The sequence below is a fragment of the Bradyrhizobium sp. CCBAU 051011 genome (genome assembly GCF_009930815.1).
In the GTDB taxonomy this organism is placed as follows: domain Bacteria; phylum Pseudomonadota; class Alphaproteobacteria; order Rhizobiales; family Xanthobacteraceae; genus Bradyrhizobium.
Genome location: NZ_CP022222.1, coordinates 8,496,190 through 8,513,125, shown reverse-complemented (window position 1 = coordinate 8,513,125; position 16,936 = coordinate 8,496,190). Strand labels below are relative to the sequence as shown.

Here is a 16,936-nt window from a genome sequence, read left to right as displayed (position 1 = left end):
TGACGATGCAGCTGCCAACTCCGGAGAACACGAAACAGATCCTGGTGCTCGGCATCGGCAATATCCTGTGGGCCGATGATGGGTTCGGCGTGCGCGTGGTGGAGCAGTTCCACCGCCGCTACGCCGTCCCTAGCAATGTCACCATGCTCGATGGCGGCACGCAGGGGCTCTACCTCGTCAACTTTCTCGAAAAGGCCGATTGCCTGATCGCGTTCGATGCCATCGACTATGGACTCGCGCCCGGGCACTTGAAGCTCGTGCGAGACGAGGAGGTGCCGAAATTCACCGGCGCCAAGAAGGTGAGCCTGCATCAGACCGGCTTCCAGGAGGTCTTAAGTGCGGCCGACCTGCTTGGCCACTGCCCGCGACAGCTCGCTCTAATCGGCTGTCAGCCACTTGATCTGGACGATTGGGGCGGGCCGCTGACGGCTCCGGTGCGCACTCAGATTGCGCCTGCGATCGAACTGGCTTGCGAACTGCTGGCGCAGTGGGGTTCTCCGGCAAAACTGCGGACGGCGCCGCTACCGCACTCGGAGCATCTGCTCGCGAACGATATCGACCATACAAATTATGAGAGGAGGGCGCGGCCGATCTAGCGGCTCGCGGATTACCATGTGCCTTGGCTTGCCAATGACGATTATTGAGACCGACGGCATGTCGGCGCTCTGCGAATATGGCGATGAACAGCGGCGCGTCTCAGTCATGCTGCTCTCCGAGCCACCTCTCGGTGCCAAGGTGCTTGTCCATATCGATACCGCGGTGCGGCTCTTGGATGACGACGAAGCGCGGCTGATCGCGGACGCTCTTGAGGGCCGTGATGCGGCCCTCAATGGCCACGATTGTGATCGTTTCTTTGCGGACTTGATCGGTCAAGAGCCGCAATTGCCCGAGTACCTGCGCTAGCCCGGCGCCGCCTGCCGGTCACTGCCTGCCAATCTTTGCCCATATCAGCGGAAACCAAATTTGAAGCCGAAACAAGCTTCACGAGGAATATCTCGACGGGTGCTGATACGAGCGGGAATGCAATCGCGAAAGAGCAACGATTGGCACGTCCCTTGCTACACCTGACCCAGCAAAACCATGAACTATCAAAGAGGCGGCTAATGGACTTTCAATCCGGGAAACATGATCTGACGCGGCTCCGTCTGTTCGAGGTGGGGACCGCAAGCGTCCCACAAGCGCGAGACACTCGGCATGATCGCCAAGATCCGGGAGATCTCTATCGACCGCATTTCGAAGCTCATTGATCGCCCGCGCCAATGACGCATCGTGAACATAAGCACCAGCCCCGCACACAAACGGGACCTCGTATCATGAAACAGGTTTCCGGATCGCGTCCGATAGCGCCGAGAAAATGCGAGCAGCCGATGAGCGTGTTTCCCATCGCCGCGGAAAGTCTCGACGCAGCCCATAGCGGGCTAGGGGGTGCGAGGGCGCTCGCGAACCCCGCTGCGCTCAATGGCATCGAGCTGGCAAGGAACTGTCCGAATGCCATCGCGCTGTTGTATTCGGTCGCGGCCGCCGTTGCTGGCCAGAAGAGCGATGTGCCGACGCAGCTGTTCAGGATCGGAAATCTCAACGATCTGGAGCGCAGGCTGATTGCCGAAGTGCTCGGGGAGGGCGAGCTCTCCGGCGTTGTTGCTTTGCCGAGTGGCCGCGTGGCGCAAATCCAGGAATCGGTACTTGCGGGAATCTGGCGCGTGCGCATCGAGACCGACGCGGCACACGAATATGTCGAGGTCGGTGCGATCCCGGAAATCGTGCGGCGCGCCGCAACCGACCTGACGTCGAGCGATCTTCTGATCGGCGCGGCACCGGACGGCGCGATGAACGTGCTGCCGGTACTCGCAGAAATCCGTGAGCGGGCAATGGCCTGGCAGCCGGGCATGCGCTCGCAGATCATCAACTTCACCCTGCTGCCGATGAACCCGGTCGACCTGGCGTTTTTGCAGCAAAGCGTCGGCAACGGTCCGATCCAGCTCATCTCGCGCGGCTATGGGACTTGCCGAGTGCTTGCGACGGGCATCCGGAACGTCTGGTCGGTGCAGTTCTTCAATGCCATGGACAGCATCATTCTGGATACGCTGGAAGTCGGCGGCGTGCCAATGGCTGCGTTGGCCGCCGAGGAAGATTTCTGGGTTTCCGCCGAACGCCTGCAAGAAATCATCAAAGCTTACTTCGAATGACGAGCTTCGAGAATTTTGGCGTCCGGAAGGATATCGCAAACGGCGCGCGCATGGAGTGCGGCATCTGTTGGATCGTCTACGACCCGGCTGAGGGGGATGAGGCGACGCAAATTGCAGCGGGAACGCCTTTCGCCGGGTTGCCCAAAAATCGGCGTTGTCCAAACTGCGATGCGCCCAAAACGAAGTTCATGGTGATTGAAGATGACGCCTGACTGCGAACAGCGTTCCTGCAGGAGCTTGCACGCTGATGCGTCGGCGTGGGGCGAGAGGCTCGCGGCAGCCTATCGGGATATCGCCGATCGTACCATGCGCCACCTGCCGATCTTCAACGAGGTCTTGAGCATCGAAGCGATCGGCTTTCGCGCGCGCGAGGGCAGGGTCGTCGGCATGATGGTCACGCCCTGGTTCATGAACGTGGTCACACCCATTCGCGACGGCGCTTCCCAATCCTCTCCGAGCCCGGGATCGAACCTGCGCTTGCGATTTCCGGCCGGCCAGATCGAATTCACCGTCGGTGAGCTGGCGCCCGTGGGCTTGATCGCGAGCTACTCACTGTTCTCGCCGATGCTTGAGTTCGAGCACATGACGTCCGCGCGCGCCACCGCCGAAGCAGCACTCGCGGCGCTGATGTCGCCGGCCAACCGCGCGGCGTTACATGGTCCCGATGCGCGACCTGGTTCGATCGACCGCCGGCATTTCTTACGCAGTGTACTGACGGAGCGGCGCGCATGAGCCTCGCCGTCCGCAACCAGATCGATGTTACCGTATCGCTTGCTGGCGACGCAATTGCCGCGGTCGAGATTCTGCCGCGCGTCCGGCCGCCACTGGGGCGGCTGTTCGCCGGCAAGCCGGCCACTTTGATGCTCAAGGTGCTGCCGCGAATCTTCTCGTTGTGTGCCGCCGGGCACCAGGTGGCATTCCTGTCCGCGATCGAGGCGGCGCGCGGCGAAACCATCAGGCTTGCGACGCACCAGCATCGTATCGCCATGGTCGTTGCCGAGCGGCTGGCGGAATTGCTGCGGGGCCTGTTTGTCGGGCATTGCGCGCTGGATACCACGAGCGCCGCAGCGATCCGGGCCCTGATGGAGGAGGTGTCGGCACTTCTCAGCAGCGCAGAGCCCAGCCGCGGCCAGGTTCGACGCGAAACAATGGCGCGGGTTGCGATTGCGCTGGCAGCGCTTGGCATAACGAACGAAGACGGAGCGCCGAGGCTCGGTACCCCACTAGCGCTTCGCGTTGCGGCTCTCGAGGAAGACGCGTTGAACGCAACGCCGATGCAGCACTCGTTTTTGTCGGTTGCCGACGACCGCGACGTCATTGAACGGCTCGTGGATGATGCAGGATTTTGCCGTTGTCCCGACCTTGAGGGCCGCATTCCCGAAACAGGTGCGTGGGCACGCCAAATGATGCGTGATCAGCTCACGCTAGGCCGGTCGGGGCCGGCCGATCGGCTGAAGGCGAGGATTGCGGAAATCTTGCGGCTGCTCGCTTGGCTCCGCTTGGGTGCTCATGTTGAAACAGCGGAGGATGGGATCATCGAAAGCTACAGGCTGGGGCAGGGCCGTGGTGCGGCCGCGGTCGAATGCGCCAGGGGACGTCTCTATCACGCGGTTGAGCTTGATCGTCAGGGGCAGCTGTCGAGCTTCGAATTTCTTGCCCCGACCGAGTGGAATTTCCACGCGCGCGGACCGCTGGTCCGCAGCCTGCTAGGCGCGGTGCTGGCCGCGAAACCACAGGCACAGGGTGCCGTTCGCGCGATGGTCGGATCCTTTGACCCTTGCGTTGGGTTCACTCTGAATTTTCGCGATATTGGCGATGCATGAAATGGCGCTTTGTGAGGGTATCGTCGAGATCGTCGAGGAGGAGGCGCGCCGACGATCGTTTTCCAGCGTGAAGACCGTGTGTCTGGAGATCGGGGCGCTGAGCCATGTCGCTCCCGAAGCGATGAAGTTCTGCTTTGCGGCCGTTGCCGCGCGGACCATCGCCAATGGCGCGGTTATTGAGGTCGTCGAATTGCCTGGTGTCGCCTGGTGCATGGCCTGTTCGAGGAGCGTTGAAATTGCGCAACGCTATGAGCCGTGTCCCTGCTGCGGCAGCTATCAGCTGCAGGTGACCGCGGGCGAAGAGATGCGGGTCAAAGAGCTGGAGGTCGACTAATGTGTACTGTATGTGGCTGTAGCGAAGGAACGCCCTCCATCGAACGCGCCAACGCCCAAAGTGCGCAAACCCAGGGCGATCACCATGATCATACGCATGATCACTACGGTCACCACCATGATCATATGCATTGCGGTCAAAAGGTGCATGATTCTCACAACCATTACCACGGCCATGGTCCCCATCATGATCATAGCGGTCAGCATGCTCAGCGCGGAGGGGCGCTTGTGGATTGCGGCGCCGACCCGGCCGGCTTGAAGATCGCGGGTATGAGCAGCAAGCGAGCCATTCAGATCGAGCGCGATATCCTCGGCAAGAACAACAGGATCGCCGCCGACAACCGCGCGCGCTTTTTGGCCGATGACCTGCTCGTGTTCAACCTTGTTTCCAGTCCGGGCGCGGGCAAAACCTCGCTGCTCGTCCGCGCCGTCTCCGAGCTCAAGGGTAGCCGCCCGGTTGGTGTCATCGAGGGCGACCAGCAGACCTCGAACGATGCCGATCGCATTCGCGCAACCGGCGTGCCCGCAATCCAGATCAATACCGGCAAGGGCTGCCATCTCGATGCTGCGATGGTCGGCGAGGGTTATCGCCGCTTGCCGCCGCTCAAGGGCGGTATTCTCTTCATCGAGAATGTCGGGAATCTAGTGTGTCCCGCGGCGTTCGATCTCGGCGAGGCCTGTAAGATCGTGGTGTTCTCGACCGCCGATGGTGAAGACAAGCCGCTCAAATATCCGGATATGTTCGCCGCATCGTCGCTGATGCTGATCAACAAGATTGATCTGGCGCCGGTGATCGACTTCGATTTAGCCCAAACCATCGAATATGCGAGACGCGTCAATCCGAACATTGAGGTGCTGACGGTTTCGGCGCGTACGGGCGAGGGCTTTGTCGGGCTCTACGCTTGGATCCGGAAACAGGCTGCGCATCAGAGGAGTCCCGTCGAGGACGCATCGCGATGAGCGCGAGCAGCGACGCCATCATCCGCGGCGGAACGCGGCTGCGGGTGCGCATCAGTGGCGCCGTGCAGGGTGTCGGCTTTCGTCCTTATGTATATGGTCTCGCTACCCGCTATGGGTTGACCGGGTTCGTCGCCAACGATCCCGATGGCGTGATCATCGAGGTTGAGGGCGACCGTACGTGCGAGTTTGTCGCCGCTTTGCCACGCGAAAGGCCTCCATTGGCGCGGATCAACCACATCTCCGTTCAGGAGATTGGCGCGCTTGCGGCGAAAGACTTTTCGATCCGCGCCAGCGAACACGGGAGGGTGTCGACCCGAATCCTCGCCGATACCGCGACATGCCAGCAATGTCTTGATGAGTTGTTCGACCCGAACAGCCGATATTACCTCTATCCCTTCATCAACTGCTCTCATTGCGGCCCTCGCTATACCATCGCCAAACGGCTTCCCTACGATCGCCGGAACACTGCGATGAGGGAGTTTGCGATGTGTGCCGCCTGCGCGGGCGAATATGCCGATCCGGCGAGCCGCAGGTTTCATGCGGAAGCGATTGCCTGTCCGACATGCGGTCCTCGGCTCAGTCATGGGATCAACGATATTGCCGCGGCGATCGACTGCGGCCAAATCGTCGCGATAAAGGGAGTGGGCGGGTACCAGTTGCTTTGCGACGCTCGCAACCATGACGCCGTGCAGCGTTTGCGCAAGAAGAAGCAGCGCGACCAGAAGCCGTTCGCGGTCATGGTTGGTTCCGTAGAGCAGGTCAGCGAGATTGCGGAGGCGAATGCCGCCGAGCTCCCACTGCTCGAATCCATCGCCCGCCCGATCGTTCTCCTGCCGTCGCGCAACAATCTGGCGCCGGCGATAGCCCCCGGCCTGTCGCGCGTAGGCATCATGCTGCCGGTGGCCCCGTTGCATCACCTCATCTTCCATGCGCTTCGTTCGACAGGTGCATGGGATGGGGTTGAAGGTCCGGTCATTGTCAGCACCAGTGCTAATCCCGGCGGCGAACCGCTCCCGATCGACAACGCGGAGGCGCTGCGGCGGCTCGCGGGCATCGCCGATCTTATTGTGACCCATGATCGCGATATTCTGACGCGCGCCGATGATTCCGTGGTGGCGGTGGTGGCGGGGCGGCGTCAATTCATTCGTCGCGCCCGCGGCTATGTTCCCGAACCGATCCGGCTTGCGAGGTCTGTGCTGCCCGTGCTCGCCGTAGGCGGCGCGTTGAAATCGACCATCACGGTTACACGGGGCAGTGAGGCCTTCGTCTCCCAGCACATCGGCGATCTCGATACGGCTGAAGGCATCCGATTCTTTGAGGAGACGATCCGGCACCTCACATCGACCCTCGACATCGATCCTGTCGTCATTGCCCATGATCTGCATCCCAACATGGCGACCACCCGATTTGCGGAAGCAAGCGGCCGCGCACTGGTCGCTGTCCAGCATCACCACGCGCACGCTGCCGCCGTCATCGCGGAGCATGGCCTTGGGCGGCCTACGCTCGCCCTTCTCCTCGACGGCTATGGTTATGGCTCCGACGGCGGCAACTGGGGTGGCGAGCTATTGTTGTGCGAAGGTGCCGGGTTTCGAAGGATCGGGCATCTCGCGCCCTTGCAAATGCCTGGCGGAGATCGCGCAGCCCGCGAGCCTTGGCGCATGGCGAGCGCAATATTTCACTTGCTGGGGCGGAAAAACGAAATCGGGCTGCGCTTTGCAGCACAGCCGCAGGCCGAACGTCTGCCGTCATTGCTCGATCAACCCAGCGTGACGACTACGACCAGCGCGGGCCGGCTGTTCGACGCAGCAGCGGCGCTGCTGGGGATCGCGACTTTGCAGAGCTATGAGGGCGAAGCCGCGATGAAGCTAGAGGCGCGTGTGCGGCGGACTGCGGTGCTTGAAGCGGGCTGGATGATCGATGGCCACGTGCTGTCCTTTCGCCCGCTGTTTGCGCGCTTGATTGCAGACAACGTCGGCGCCACGGAGGGAGCCGGGCTGTTTCATGGCACGTTTGCCGCGGCCTGCGTTGACTGGGTCGCGCGCGCGGCCCGGACAACTGGCGTTGCCACCGTCGTTCTGAGCGGCGGCTGCTTCCTGAACGCGGTACTAGTGGAAGAAATCCAGCGGGGTTGCATTGCGGCCGGCCTCACTCCGCTGCTCCCACAGCAGGTTCCGCCCAATGACGGTGGCTTGAGCCTCGGACAAGCCTGGATCGCCGCTCTGCAGATTGCAGAACGACCGTCAGTCCTGGAAGGAATAGCCTGATATGTGTCTCTCGGTACCAGCTGAGGTCACGAAGATTCTCCCCGACGACCTTGCCATCGTATCCATCGACGGCATCAGGAAGGAGATATCGATTGCGCTCATCGACGATCTCGCGGTCGGGGACTACGTCCTTGTCCATGTCGGCTACGCCCTGGCTAGAATCGACCCGGCGGAGGCCGAGCACACGCTGCAGCTCCTACAGGAGCTAGGCAGCGTGGGGCGGGAGCTCCAGTCATGAAGTATGTCGACGAATTTCGCGACAAGACCATCGCGCAGGGGCTCGCGCGTGCGATTGCCGCCGAAGCCGAGTCGCAAAGGGAATATCGGTTCATGGAGTTCTGCGGCGGACACACGCATGCGATTTCCCGCTATGGTCTGGAGGATATACTGCCTGCGAATGTTCGCATGATCCATGGGCCCGGTTGTCCCGTCTGTGTTCTCCCCGCCAGCCGGATCGACATGGCGATCAGGCTCACCGAGCTGCCGCAGGTCACTCTCTGTATTTATGGCGACTTGATGCGCGTGCCCGGCTCGCAGGGAAAATCCCTGCTGAGCGCCAAGGCGTACGGCGCCGACATACGGATGGTCTACTCGACGCTCGATGCGATACGGATCGCCGAACATGCGCCGAGCCGGGAGGTGGTCTTTTTCGCTATTGGATTTGAGACCACGACACCGGCGACAGCGGCGATGATCCGGCTTGCCGAGAAGAAATGGCTGAAGAATGTTAGTGTGTTCTGCAATCACGTGCTAACTCCCGCCGCGATGCATAGCATTCTCGAGGGTCAGGATATCCATAATGGCGGGCGGATTGAAATTGATGGCTTCCTTGGACCTGCGCATGTTAGCACCATCATCGGCACGAAGCCTTACGAGGTCCTCGCAGAAAAATTCGGCAAGCCGATCGTGATCGGGGGATTCGAACCGCTCGATATGATGCAGGCGATTCTGATGCTGGTGCGGCAGGTGAACGAAAGCCGATATGAGGTGGAGAACCAATACAGCCGTGGGGTGACGCGCGAAGGCAATCGGCGCGCCCAGGAAGAGGTGTCGGATATCTTCGAACTGCGTGACCAGTTCGAATGGCGCGGGCTCGGGCTCGTCCCCCATAGCGGACTGAAGCTAAAGCAGGCTTACGCTCAATTCGATGCAGAGATGCGTTTCGCGATGCACGAAGTGCGTGTCGCCGACAATCCGGCGTGCGAGTGCGGGGCCATCCTGCGCGGCGTGAAGAGGCCGATCGACTGCAAGCTGTTCGGAACCGTCTGCACGCCGGAAATCCCGATAGGATCCTGCATGGTCTCATCGGAAGGCGCCTGTGCCGCGCATTGGACGTATGGACGGTTTCGCGATGATCAGTTGAGGCGGGCGTGATGAGGGCAACGGCCTACCAACGCAAGATCGATATCAAGAACGGGCGGGTCGACCTGTCCCACGGCGCGGGGGGGCGCGCGATGGCTCAGCTGATCTCCGGCCTGTTTCACGAAGCCTTCGGCAATGAATGGCTCGCCCGCGTCAACGATCAGGCGGCCTTCCATGTTGGCGCTGGCAGAATGGTGATGACGACCGATGGCTATGTCGTTTCGCCGCTGTTCTTTCCCGGCGGCAATATCGGATCGCTCGCGGTCCACGGCACGATCAATGATGTCGCGATGGGCGGCGCGCGTCCGCTCTATCTTTCGGCAACTTTCATCATCGAGGAGGGCTTCCGCTTCTCGGATCTGAAGACGATTGCGGATTCGATGGGCGAGGCCGCGCGTACCGCCGGCGTTTATATCATCACGGGTGACACCAAGGTCGTCGAGCGCGGGAAGGCGGACGGCCTGTTCATCTCGATGACGGGGGTCGGGGTTTTGGCCGATGGGCTCGATCTCTCCGCGGAGAAGGCAAGGGTCGGCGACCGCGTGCTGGTCTCCGGCAGTCTAGGCGACCATGGTGCAGCGATCATGTCGAGGCGCCAGAATCTCGCTTACGAGACCGAGATCGTCTCGGATTCCGCAGCGCTGCATGATCTCGTAGCTCTAATGGTTGCGGTCGGCGGCAGCAGCATCCGGGTGATGCGTGACCCCACGCGCGGCGGTCTTGCGGCGATGCTCAACGAGATTGCGCATCAGTCGGGCCTCGGGTTCCGTCTGCAGGAAGAGGCCATTCCGGTGAAGCCGGCGGTTGCCGCCGCTTGCGAACTCTTTGGGCTTGATCCGCTACACGTCGCCAACGAGGGCAAGCTCGTTGCCATCGTGGCGCCTGACATGGCCAATGCCGTGCTTGCAGCTATGAGAGCGCATCCGCTGGGGCGCGATGCGGCTGATATCGGCGAGGCCGTTACCGACAATCATCAGTTTGTGCAGCTGTCAACCAGCTTTGGTGGCGTGCGAATTGTCGATTGGCTATGGGGAGAACAATTGCCGCGGATCTGTTGAGCACAATTGAAACTTCTACCATTTCGTTGTTGCCTTGACGAGATCGCCCGGGCAATTCCCCGTAAAGCACTCGTTCCGCCTCGAGCGCATCTATCAAACCGAAGATGCGGGATGGGCCTCGAAAGCCAAATGGTCGTCGCACGTCAATTCTTCACATCAAGCACTGCTTCAACATCAGTCGTGCAATAAAGTCCTTCTCTTCACAAACATCAAACGAGTGTCAGCGAGTGGCTACGCTCCTGCTGTCATCCTAACCGATTTACCTTAGCATGGACTTTGGCGGAATGCAGATTTCTGGACTAACGCCGATCGTTTGATATGGCGCAAAGACGCAGGGGAGCGCTGCGGTTAGGATGATTCTATATACCACCTGGGAAAGTAACCTTTGCAGGCCTCAATCCAGAAAAAGTATTGCGATGCCCGCCTGCCTTGGTACACCATCTATCCAACCGTGCCAGAGTTCTCCAAGGAGGTCGGTGCACAGGACTGTGAGAAATGGCTGAGGCGGCTGCCGCCTGACGAGCCCGTGTCGCTCTATCTCCACATTCCGTTCTGCCGATCGATCTGCTGGTATTGCGGCTTTCCTACGGCCAGCACTCGCCGGGATGCGCCGGTCCTCAATTATTTGTCGGTGCTGCGTGAGGAGATCCGTTTGGTCGCGGAGCAAGCGCCGCAAGCGCTGCCAGTGAGCGACGTGCACTTCGGCGGCGGAACGCCGACCCTCGTCGCGCCAGCGGATTTCCTGGCTCTGATGGAGCTCCTGCGCCGCCGTTTCGCTTTCAGGAAAACGGCTACGATCGCCGTCGAGATCGACCCGCGCACGTTCACGGTCCAGATGGCCGAAGCCTTAGGAGCAGCCGGCGTGAACCGCGCGAGCCTCGGCGTGCAGAGCTTCGATCCCATCGTTCAAAAAGCGATCAACCGGGTCCAGAGTAAGGCGCAGACCGCCGCTGCCGTCGAAATTCTTCGCCAGCACGGAATAAGCCGCATCAACTTGGACCTTATTTTCGGTCTCCCACATCAGACGGTGCAGTCCTGCGTCGAGAGCGCGACGATGGCGGTCGCCATGCGCCCGAACCGGGTTGCGGTTTTCGGCTACGCGCACGTTCCTTCGTATATGAAACGTCAGCGCCTGATCGATGAGGCGGCGCTGCCGGACAGTGCTGCCCGCGCCGACCAGGCTGCGGCCGTGGCCGATACGCTGGTCGCTGCCGGCTACCTCCAAATCGGGCTTGACCATTTTGCCTTGCCGGACGATGAGCTCGCTCTGGCGCAGAAGGCCAGTCGGCTGCGGCGTAATTCCTTGGGTTACTCGGCCGACACCTGCAAAACCCTGATCGGCTTCGGCACGTCGGCCATCGGCCGTCTCGGCGACGGTTACGTCCAGAACGATGTTGCAACAGGCTCGTACAGCGGGCACATCAGAGCAGGCCGTCTGGCGACGTCAAAAGGCTACCGGCTCACCGATGAAGACCGCGTCCGAGCCGCGATCATCGAGCGGCTAATGTGCGATCTGGAGGCCGATGTGCCGGCAATCTGTACCAACCACGGATTTCATGCGGTCCCTTTTCTGGATTCAGCTGAACGCTTGGCGATGCTTGCCGAGGACGGGATAATCGACATCGAAAAGGGTTTCATCCGCGTGAGGCAGGAGCACCGCTTTGTGATTCGTGCTGTTGCTGCCGCATTCGACGCTTATCTCAACCGTTCACCTTATTAACAAGCAGCATAAACGGATCCAAAAGCATCACCGTTTCTCGCTAACAGGACGGCGCCTCGACCATATAGAAAATGTTTCTATGCAATCTGAGCCAGACTGCCGTCGTTGCGGCAACGATCTCGACGGCCTCGGCGAGCCTCACGTTAGAGGTCCTGGCACTGCCGTAAGCTTTGGCGCCGCCGTAATCGCCCGGCAGGCCGCTTGGCGAGAAACGATCAACCGCGTCGAGCGGGGGTTGGCAAGCTGGAGGTCTGTGGCACCTGTCGTCAAGGCTCGTCCGCCTTCGGTCCTGAGATCAGTGGCGCGCCCCCGACGGAAACCGGCCCTTGTGGTTTAGTCGATCGCACGGGTTTCTTGGCCGACTCCGAAACGGCATGGCCAGGACGAGGAACATGAGGAGAAGAAGCCGTGGGTGTCGGGTTCTGCAACGAGTCGAGTCGCGAAGTGAGAGCTGCGATTTGATCCGACATTCGTGTTAAATCGGCCAGCTGGGCATTGATGCTGCGGTTGAGTTCCGCGAGCTCATCGCTAGTCTTCTGTTGTCCCGATTGAATCTCCGACAGGGTCGCTCTGTCCTCAGGTGACAAGCCTGGCATTGGGCCCACGTCACGGGCCGCCGACGTCTCGACAAAGTGTCCGACATTAGTCCAGAAATAGGCTCCTGCAGCGCAGAGGCCAACGAGGACAATTACGAGCAGTAAAACCCACGGAACGCGTTTCGACGAGGTGTGCAATGACGACGGCAAGTCCGAACCGGTCGCTTCTTCCATCATCTCCATCATCCCTCGCTCGATATCAGTATTGGCTTTGCTCGCTGATGCGCTATCACACGATGGTCAAGAGCTGCAACGAGCCGCAACCATCGACAAACCTTTCTCCGCAAGTTGCCCTCTTCGTTTTGCATCCCCGCCTAATGATCGGCGCGATCTGATACTCGTGGCGCATGGTCGGCTCCTACATCATAGCGCCACTGCAAAGCAATAGTTCTCGTCTTCGTCCGTCATCGCGCAGCATTTCCTCGCCATTCAGAAAAAGCCTGCAAACAATCTTCCATTTGCCGGCGCGCGTATGCGAACCAATCGTTGTTTCCTGAATTATCATTCCGACTCGTATCGAGCCAGGCATCCCCACTGGCCCTGGCCCGCAAGTCCATCCCTTGGCGAGACGCGCCACTTAGAGTTCTACGAGCTGGCAGCCGAGTCCAATCTTCATGCGCCGGAATAGTCGGCTCGTGCCCAAATACTCTTGAAGCTATCTGGCCGGGCGCAGTCGAATACGGAGCACAACGCCGTAGCTCAATTCCACAGCAAAAAATTGGAAACAAACCCGCTCGGCGGGTCCGGTGGTCGGCGTAAATCTGCAGGATCAATGACGTCGGTCCTCTCGCCTACGCGACCGGCTTCCTGTGGACGATCGTCAATCGTCACCCCAACGACGAACTCGGCCAAGTTCTTGCCTGGGCCTATCCGGGCAACCCTGAAAGCCATCGGCTGAGCACGACGTTAATGATGCAGATCAAAAAGTCGCGGTTCAGCTGCGTTTCCGCCGAGAGATGCGCGCGCAAAGAGCTGAACGGCTGCGGCGCTCGCGAGTGACCGACGCCCGATTTCCGGAATGATAGCAGCATCGGCAGAGTTCTTCTAGATGCCGAGGAGGCCTCATCCGAGCAGGCCACGATCCTGCATCGATAAGCAACGCCTTGCGACCTGGTCAACTACTAACGTTAGCAGTTGGTGGAGATGACGGACACATGGCAATCGGCGGTTAATGAAGGTCCGCGGCGGGGCACACTTTAAGGACTGAGATGCAACATAGAACTGGCCGCTCCAACGGCCCTGATGGATGTGCCAGCGCGTTTGTAGTCGTCAAATCGGCTCCAGTCGCGATCGCTCCCTTTTTGTGGAAGCCCATGATGCACTTTCTGGCGCGATCGCCGAGCGCACAGGTTGCAAAGGGGCTTTCGGCCTGTCAGTTGCCTCGTCTCTCGGTTAACGCGATGCCAGCGAAGTATCATGGAGCGAACGCGTGGTCGCTGGCGCGCGAGCCCTGTCTTCTGATTACTGCCATCTCTCGAAGGAGACGTCCTCTTCGCCGTCGAATGCCGAAATCCTCATGCTTGTAGTGGAAGAGGTGGGTCGCTCGCAGCGTATTGGTGGCGAGGACAGCAAGGCGCCGCCACCCGTCCTCACTATCTCGCGGAGCAAAGAGGCCGAATAATCCCGGCCGCTTTCGACACGGCGGCAGCGCAGCAGAACTGCCTTGGACCAGTCGACTAGCTCGGCCGCGTTATGGCGCACTCGACACGTGCGTCGCCGATCAGGCCAATAGCTCGCCGGCAGGTGAGGCTCGGGAGGCTCAGCGGGTAGACGGGCCGATTGCTGCCAAGCATCAGCCCCGCCTCCAGACACTAGAAGGTTAGGGGGCGCTCCGGGCAAGTTACGCCGGAGCGCAATCTAGCAATTCGGATGTGGAGTTCACTATGCATGGTTACTTTGTCGTGGCGACCGCTGTGACAGACGTTTTCAGCTTTCGATCAACTACGAAGCAAAGAGGGCTTGCTCTCGCACTCTCCCTAGCTGCGAGCCTCGTCGGCAGTCCGGCGCCGGCACAGAAGGCCAATGGGCTTAAGCCAGAACGCAACATTCCAGATGAGGTTGCTAAAAGAGGAATTGAGAGGGACTCTGATTCCGCCACAGAATTCCAAACCCGCCAGCTCAAACGAGCAACGCGTCTCGTCTCTAGCTCAGCGCTAGCACAAAATTCCAGTGTGCCTGCCGCAAAGCGCGGCAGTGCGGATGAAATTGCTAAGAACAGAACTCAAAAGGAGATCGACCCATTCGCAAAGTTCGAGAACCTCCGCGAAAAAGGTATGTGGCTCAATATCCCTGGTCCTGCCGATACGATAGATCAGGATAAAGCTGGCGTTAGATCCGCGCTGGCAGACGTCGGGATCGGCTACGTTGGGGGGACAGTAGTCAGCGTCATAGACAATCAACTGCCAAATGCAGCCAGAGCCACCACCGCCAATCAGCTATATATGGGCCAGAATCCGACATTTAGTACCGTAAGTTTCATGATAGTGACCTACGATCTCAGCCGCTTTGGAATTCCCGATGGTCAGATCATCGTGGGAGCCGAGCAGCAATACTGGACATGGAAACCCGGCGGGCCAGATAGAGCAGGTCTCAATACGTTGGCCTACTACCAGACGTTCTTCGACAGAAAACTCGAACTCAAAATCGGCTATCTCAGAAATGTAAATGAGTTCGCAGGCACATTGGTTGGAGGGAATGCAGGAGCAAGCGTTTTGGCGCCCTCGTCGAATATCCTGTATCAAGCTGGCATGAGCAACAATGCCGCGCCTACGCCAGCTCTCAACGTGAAGTACAATTTTAATGATCACCTATATGACAAGGTCTCAATCCAGCGTTCAATCAGTCCAGACGGTCAGTATGCGCAGATCATCGAAAATCCCACCGGCTTAAGCTGGAGCACCGCCAACACGGGCATTCTTTTGCTTGATGAAGTTGGCTACAAGAACAAGGCTGCTCCGGGCGTACCTGAGACCTGGTTGCGGGCGGGCGCCGGTTTCAATAACAGCAGCTACAAGAACTTGCAGTATCCGCAGCAATCGAGAGCCGAGGCGAACAGCGTCTACTACGTCGCAGCGGACAGGCAGCTCTGGCAGGCTGATGTACAGGGCTCGGCATCTCGTGGTATCTATGGTGGGTTCTCGGTAATGTGCGCTCCACCTGACTTAAACAAAGTCAGTCAATATTACGAGCTTCGTCTCTATGCGAAGGGACTGTTTGACAGCCGGCCCAGTGATCAGATTGCTATTGTTGCCACTAACACCGTCTGGAGCAACTTTGCAGTGGACGCTGCCTTGGCTAAAGGGAATCTCGTGCATCGCGACAGCACAGCGATCTTGGGTACCTATACCGCGCATCTGACACCCGGGATATATGCAAGTGTAGGACTGGCATACATCAACAACCCGACGAGCATTACACACACACGCCAAACGGGACATGCTCTGAATTTGTTGGTGTCTACCTCGATATTCTTCTAAGTCCTCAAGGCTAGTCGCGTGACCCAAAACCGAACTGTTCATGAAAGGCGACGATTATTGGTTCCGGCGCGATCTCGAATCTCATTCGGGAAGCGTTCTATGCGGCTGCTTGAGGTTCGACACCCAGCGCTCTTCTGATCACAATCGTCGGATCCGCCCCGCGAGGCCGACACGTTCGAGTAAGGCCCATGAGCATCGGTCAAAGGCCAGCGCCAACACTGTCCGATTCACCCCAGAGAGTGTTGCAAAAGTCGAAAGTCGCAGGGTTCAGAAATTGTCGCGAAAAGCACTAAGCAGCGAGCGATCGCTGATCGTATGATCTCAACCGCATTATTGAAGTCGCCTGTGAAATCTTGCGTGATGCAGTGAGGTCCCTCACATTTGTATACGGAAGTCGCGCCCACGGCCTGCAGAATTGCGGTCATCTGCGAAGATCGACCTTTGCTACACAATCCCCCGCAGCGGACGCGCGTCCTTAGTGATGGTCTTCGGCTTGGGGCCAATAGCCGGCGTTCAGTTCACCCTAATCACGGGGGCCCTGCCGCGGCTGAGGATTGTTGGCGGGGTTGGTATCGTACTTCGATATTCGCGTGACGAGCCCGCTAGTGGTGAGCGGTTGCAAGTCCGCCTCCAGCGCGTCGGCAATCTCCTTGGCATAGATCTCCCGATCGTCTACGTAGAGTGCAAAGGATTTCAAATACTTTTCTTTATTCGCTGGATTCTTGATCGTCGCCTTTGTCCACTGGTAGAGCGGATAGTTTTCGACGCCGTGCTCTTCTGCCGCGGCGACATACTCCACAAAGGCATCGAACTGGCATTTGGGCGCGGCGCGATGCTTGGCAAGGATATTGAACAGCGGTGCCAGTGCCGGAGCAGGGAGCTTTCGGCCTAGCGATTCCGCGGTGGCGGAATCATTCACATCGAACCTGACCTGATACTGCCAGTGAGAAGCCAGGCTATGCTCGCCTTCTGGTCGCACCCGATTTTCTCCTTTTGCCATCGCAAGGCGCTACCGCCTCCTCGCGAGCAGGTCCGGCGGCATGCATTGTGTCACAAGCTGCCGCAACGTCAGGCCAACCGTTGCGTTTGGAGCTCCTCATATTCACGGCTCTCGTTGGATGAACGAAAGTCAACCTCCTCCGGTTGATACGTGCCGCT

At 59.5% G+C, this 16,936-nt stretch carries 16 protein-coding genes; 14 read left to right on the top strand and 2 right to left on the bottom strand.

The features are described from left to right. Positions 1–5 precede the first annotated feature (5 nt). The 13 genes from ACH79_RS40070 to hemN all read left to right on the top strand — a co-directional run bounded on the left by ACH79_RS40070 (position 6) and on the right by hemN (position 11,706). Complete coding sequence (locus ACH79_RS40070) at positions 6–596, top strand: HyaD/HybD family hydrogenase maturation endopeptidase (RefSeq protein WP_161855680.1); 591 nt, start codon at positions 6–8, stop codon at positions 594–596. 16 nt (positions 597–612) lie between these two features. Further along, positions 613–903, top strand: a complete 291-nt coding sequence (locus tag ACH79_RS40065) for a HypC/HybG/HupF family hydrogenase formation chaperone (RefSeq protein ID WP_161855679.1) — start codon at positions 613–615, stop codon at positions 901–903. Between the two features lie 464 nt (positions 904–1,367). Then, positions 1,368–2,186, top strand: a complete 819-nt coding sequence (locus tag ACH79_RS40060; RefSeq protein ID WP_371419492.1) for a hydrogenase expression/formation C-terminal domain-containing protein — start codon at positions 1,368–1,370, stop codon at positions 2,184–2,186. Continuing rightward, a complete protein-coding gene (locus ACH79_RS40055; protein ID WP_161855678.1) occupies positions 2,183–2,398 on the top strand; it encodes a rubredoxin in 216 nt (71 codons plus the stop codon). Before ACH79_RS40060 ends, ACH79_RS40055 begins: the two co-directional genes overlap by 4 nt. Next, positions 2,388–2,918: a [NiFe]-hydrogenase assembly chaperone HybE gene (gene hybE / locus ACH79_RS40050; RefSeq protein WP_161855677.1), complete on the top strand. Its 531-nt coding sequence runs from the start codon at positions 2,388–2,390 to the stop codon at positions 2,916–2,918. Before ACH79_RS40055 ends, hybE begins: the two co-directional genes overlap by 11 nt. Then, positions 2,915–4,009: a nickel-dependent hydrogenase large subunit gene (locus ACH79_RS40045; protein WP_161855676.1), complete on the top strand. Its 1,095-nt coding sequence runs from the start codon at positions 2,915–2,917 to the stop codon at positions 4,007–4,009. The genes hybE and ACH79_RS40045 overlap by 4 nt, the downstream gene beginning before the upstream one ends. Beyond that, positions 4,002–4,343 carry a hydrogenase maturation nickel metallochaperone HypA gene (gene hypA, locus ACH79_RS40040; RefSeq protein WP_161855675.1) on the top strand — a complete coding sequence of 114 codons (342 nt, stop codon included), beginning with the start codon at positions 4,002–4,004 and terminating at the stop codon, positions 4,341–4,343. Before ACH79_RS40045 ends, hypA begins: the two co-directional genes overlap by 8 nt. Continuing rightward, positions 4,343–5,302: a hydrogenase nickel incorporation protein HypB gene (hypB, locus tag ACH79_RS40035; RefSeq protein ID WP_161856813.1), complete on the top strand. Its 960-nt coding sequence runs from the start codon at positions 4,343–4,345 to the stop codon at positions 5,300–5,302. Before hypA ends, hypB begins: the two co-directional genes overlap by 1 nt. Further along, entirely contained in the window at positions 5,299–7,566 is a 2,268-nt protein-coding gene (hypF, locus tag ACH79_RS40030; protein ID WP_161855674.1) for a carbamoyltransferase HypF, read from the top strand. Before hypB ends, hypF begins: the two co-directional genes overlap by 4 nt. A gap of 1 nt (position 7,567) precedes the next feature. Then, positions 7,568–7,804, top strand: coding sequence for a HypC/HybG/HupF family hydrogenase formation chaperone (locus ACH79_RS40025; protein ID WP_161855673.1), 237 nt, complete (start codon positions 7,568–7,570; stop codon positions 7,802–7,804). After that, entirely contained in the window at positions 7,801–8,940 is a 1,140-nt protein-coding gene (hypD, locus tag ACH79_RS40020; protein WP_161855672.1) for a hydrogenase formation protein HypD, read from the top strand. The genes ACH79_RS40025 and hypD overlap by 4 nt, the downstream gene beginning before the upstream one ends. Continuing rightward, the gene (gene hypE, locus ACH79_RS40015) at positions 8,940–9,986 is read left to right on the top strand and encodes a hydrogenase expression/formation protein HypE (protein ID WP_057856099.1); all 1,047 of its coding nucleotides are present in this window, start codon (positions 8,940–8,942) and stop codon (positions 9,984–9,986) included. The genes hypD and hypE overlap by 1 nt, the downstream gene beginning before the upstream one ends. Before the next feature lie 385 nt (positions 9,987–10,371). After that, on the top strand, positions 10,372–11,706 hold the full coding sequence (hemN, locus tag ACH79_RS40010; RefSeq protein ID WP_161855671.1) for an oxygen-independent coproporphyrinogen III oxidase: 1,335 nt from the start codon (positions 10,372–10,374) through the stop codon (positions 11,704–11,706). Between the two features lie 266 nt (positions 11,707–11,972). Here the strand turns inward: hemN and ACH79_RS40005 are convergent, their stop codons facing one another. Further along, positions 11,973–12,488 (bottom strand): hypothetical protein, encoded by a 516-nt coding sequence (locus ACH79_RS40005; protein ID WP_161855670.1) that lies wholly within the window; start codon positions 12,486–12,488, stop codon positions 11,973–11,975. Positions 12,489–14,185: 1,697 nt separating this feature from the next. Here ACH79_RS40005 and ACH79_RS40000 point away from each other — a divergent pair. Further along, positions 14,186–15,778, top strand: a complete 1,593-nt coding sequence (locus tag ACH79_RS40000) for a carbohydrate porin (RefSeq protein WP_161855669.1) — start codon at positions 14,186–14,188, stop codon at positions 15,776–15,778. A gap of 523 nt (positions 15,779–16,301) precedes the next feature. On the opposite strand, the gene ACH79_RS39995 is transcribed toward ACH79_RS40000, so the two are convergent. Continuing rightward, positions 16,302–16,733: a hypothetical protein gene (locus ACH79_RS39995; RefSeq protein ID WP_161856812.1), complete on the bottom strand. Its 432-nt coding sequence runs from the start codon at positions 16,731–16,733 to the stop codon at positions 16,302–16,304. Positions 16,734–16,936: the final 203 nt, after the last annotated feature.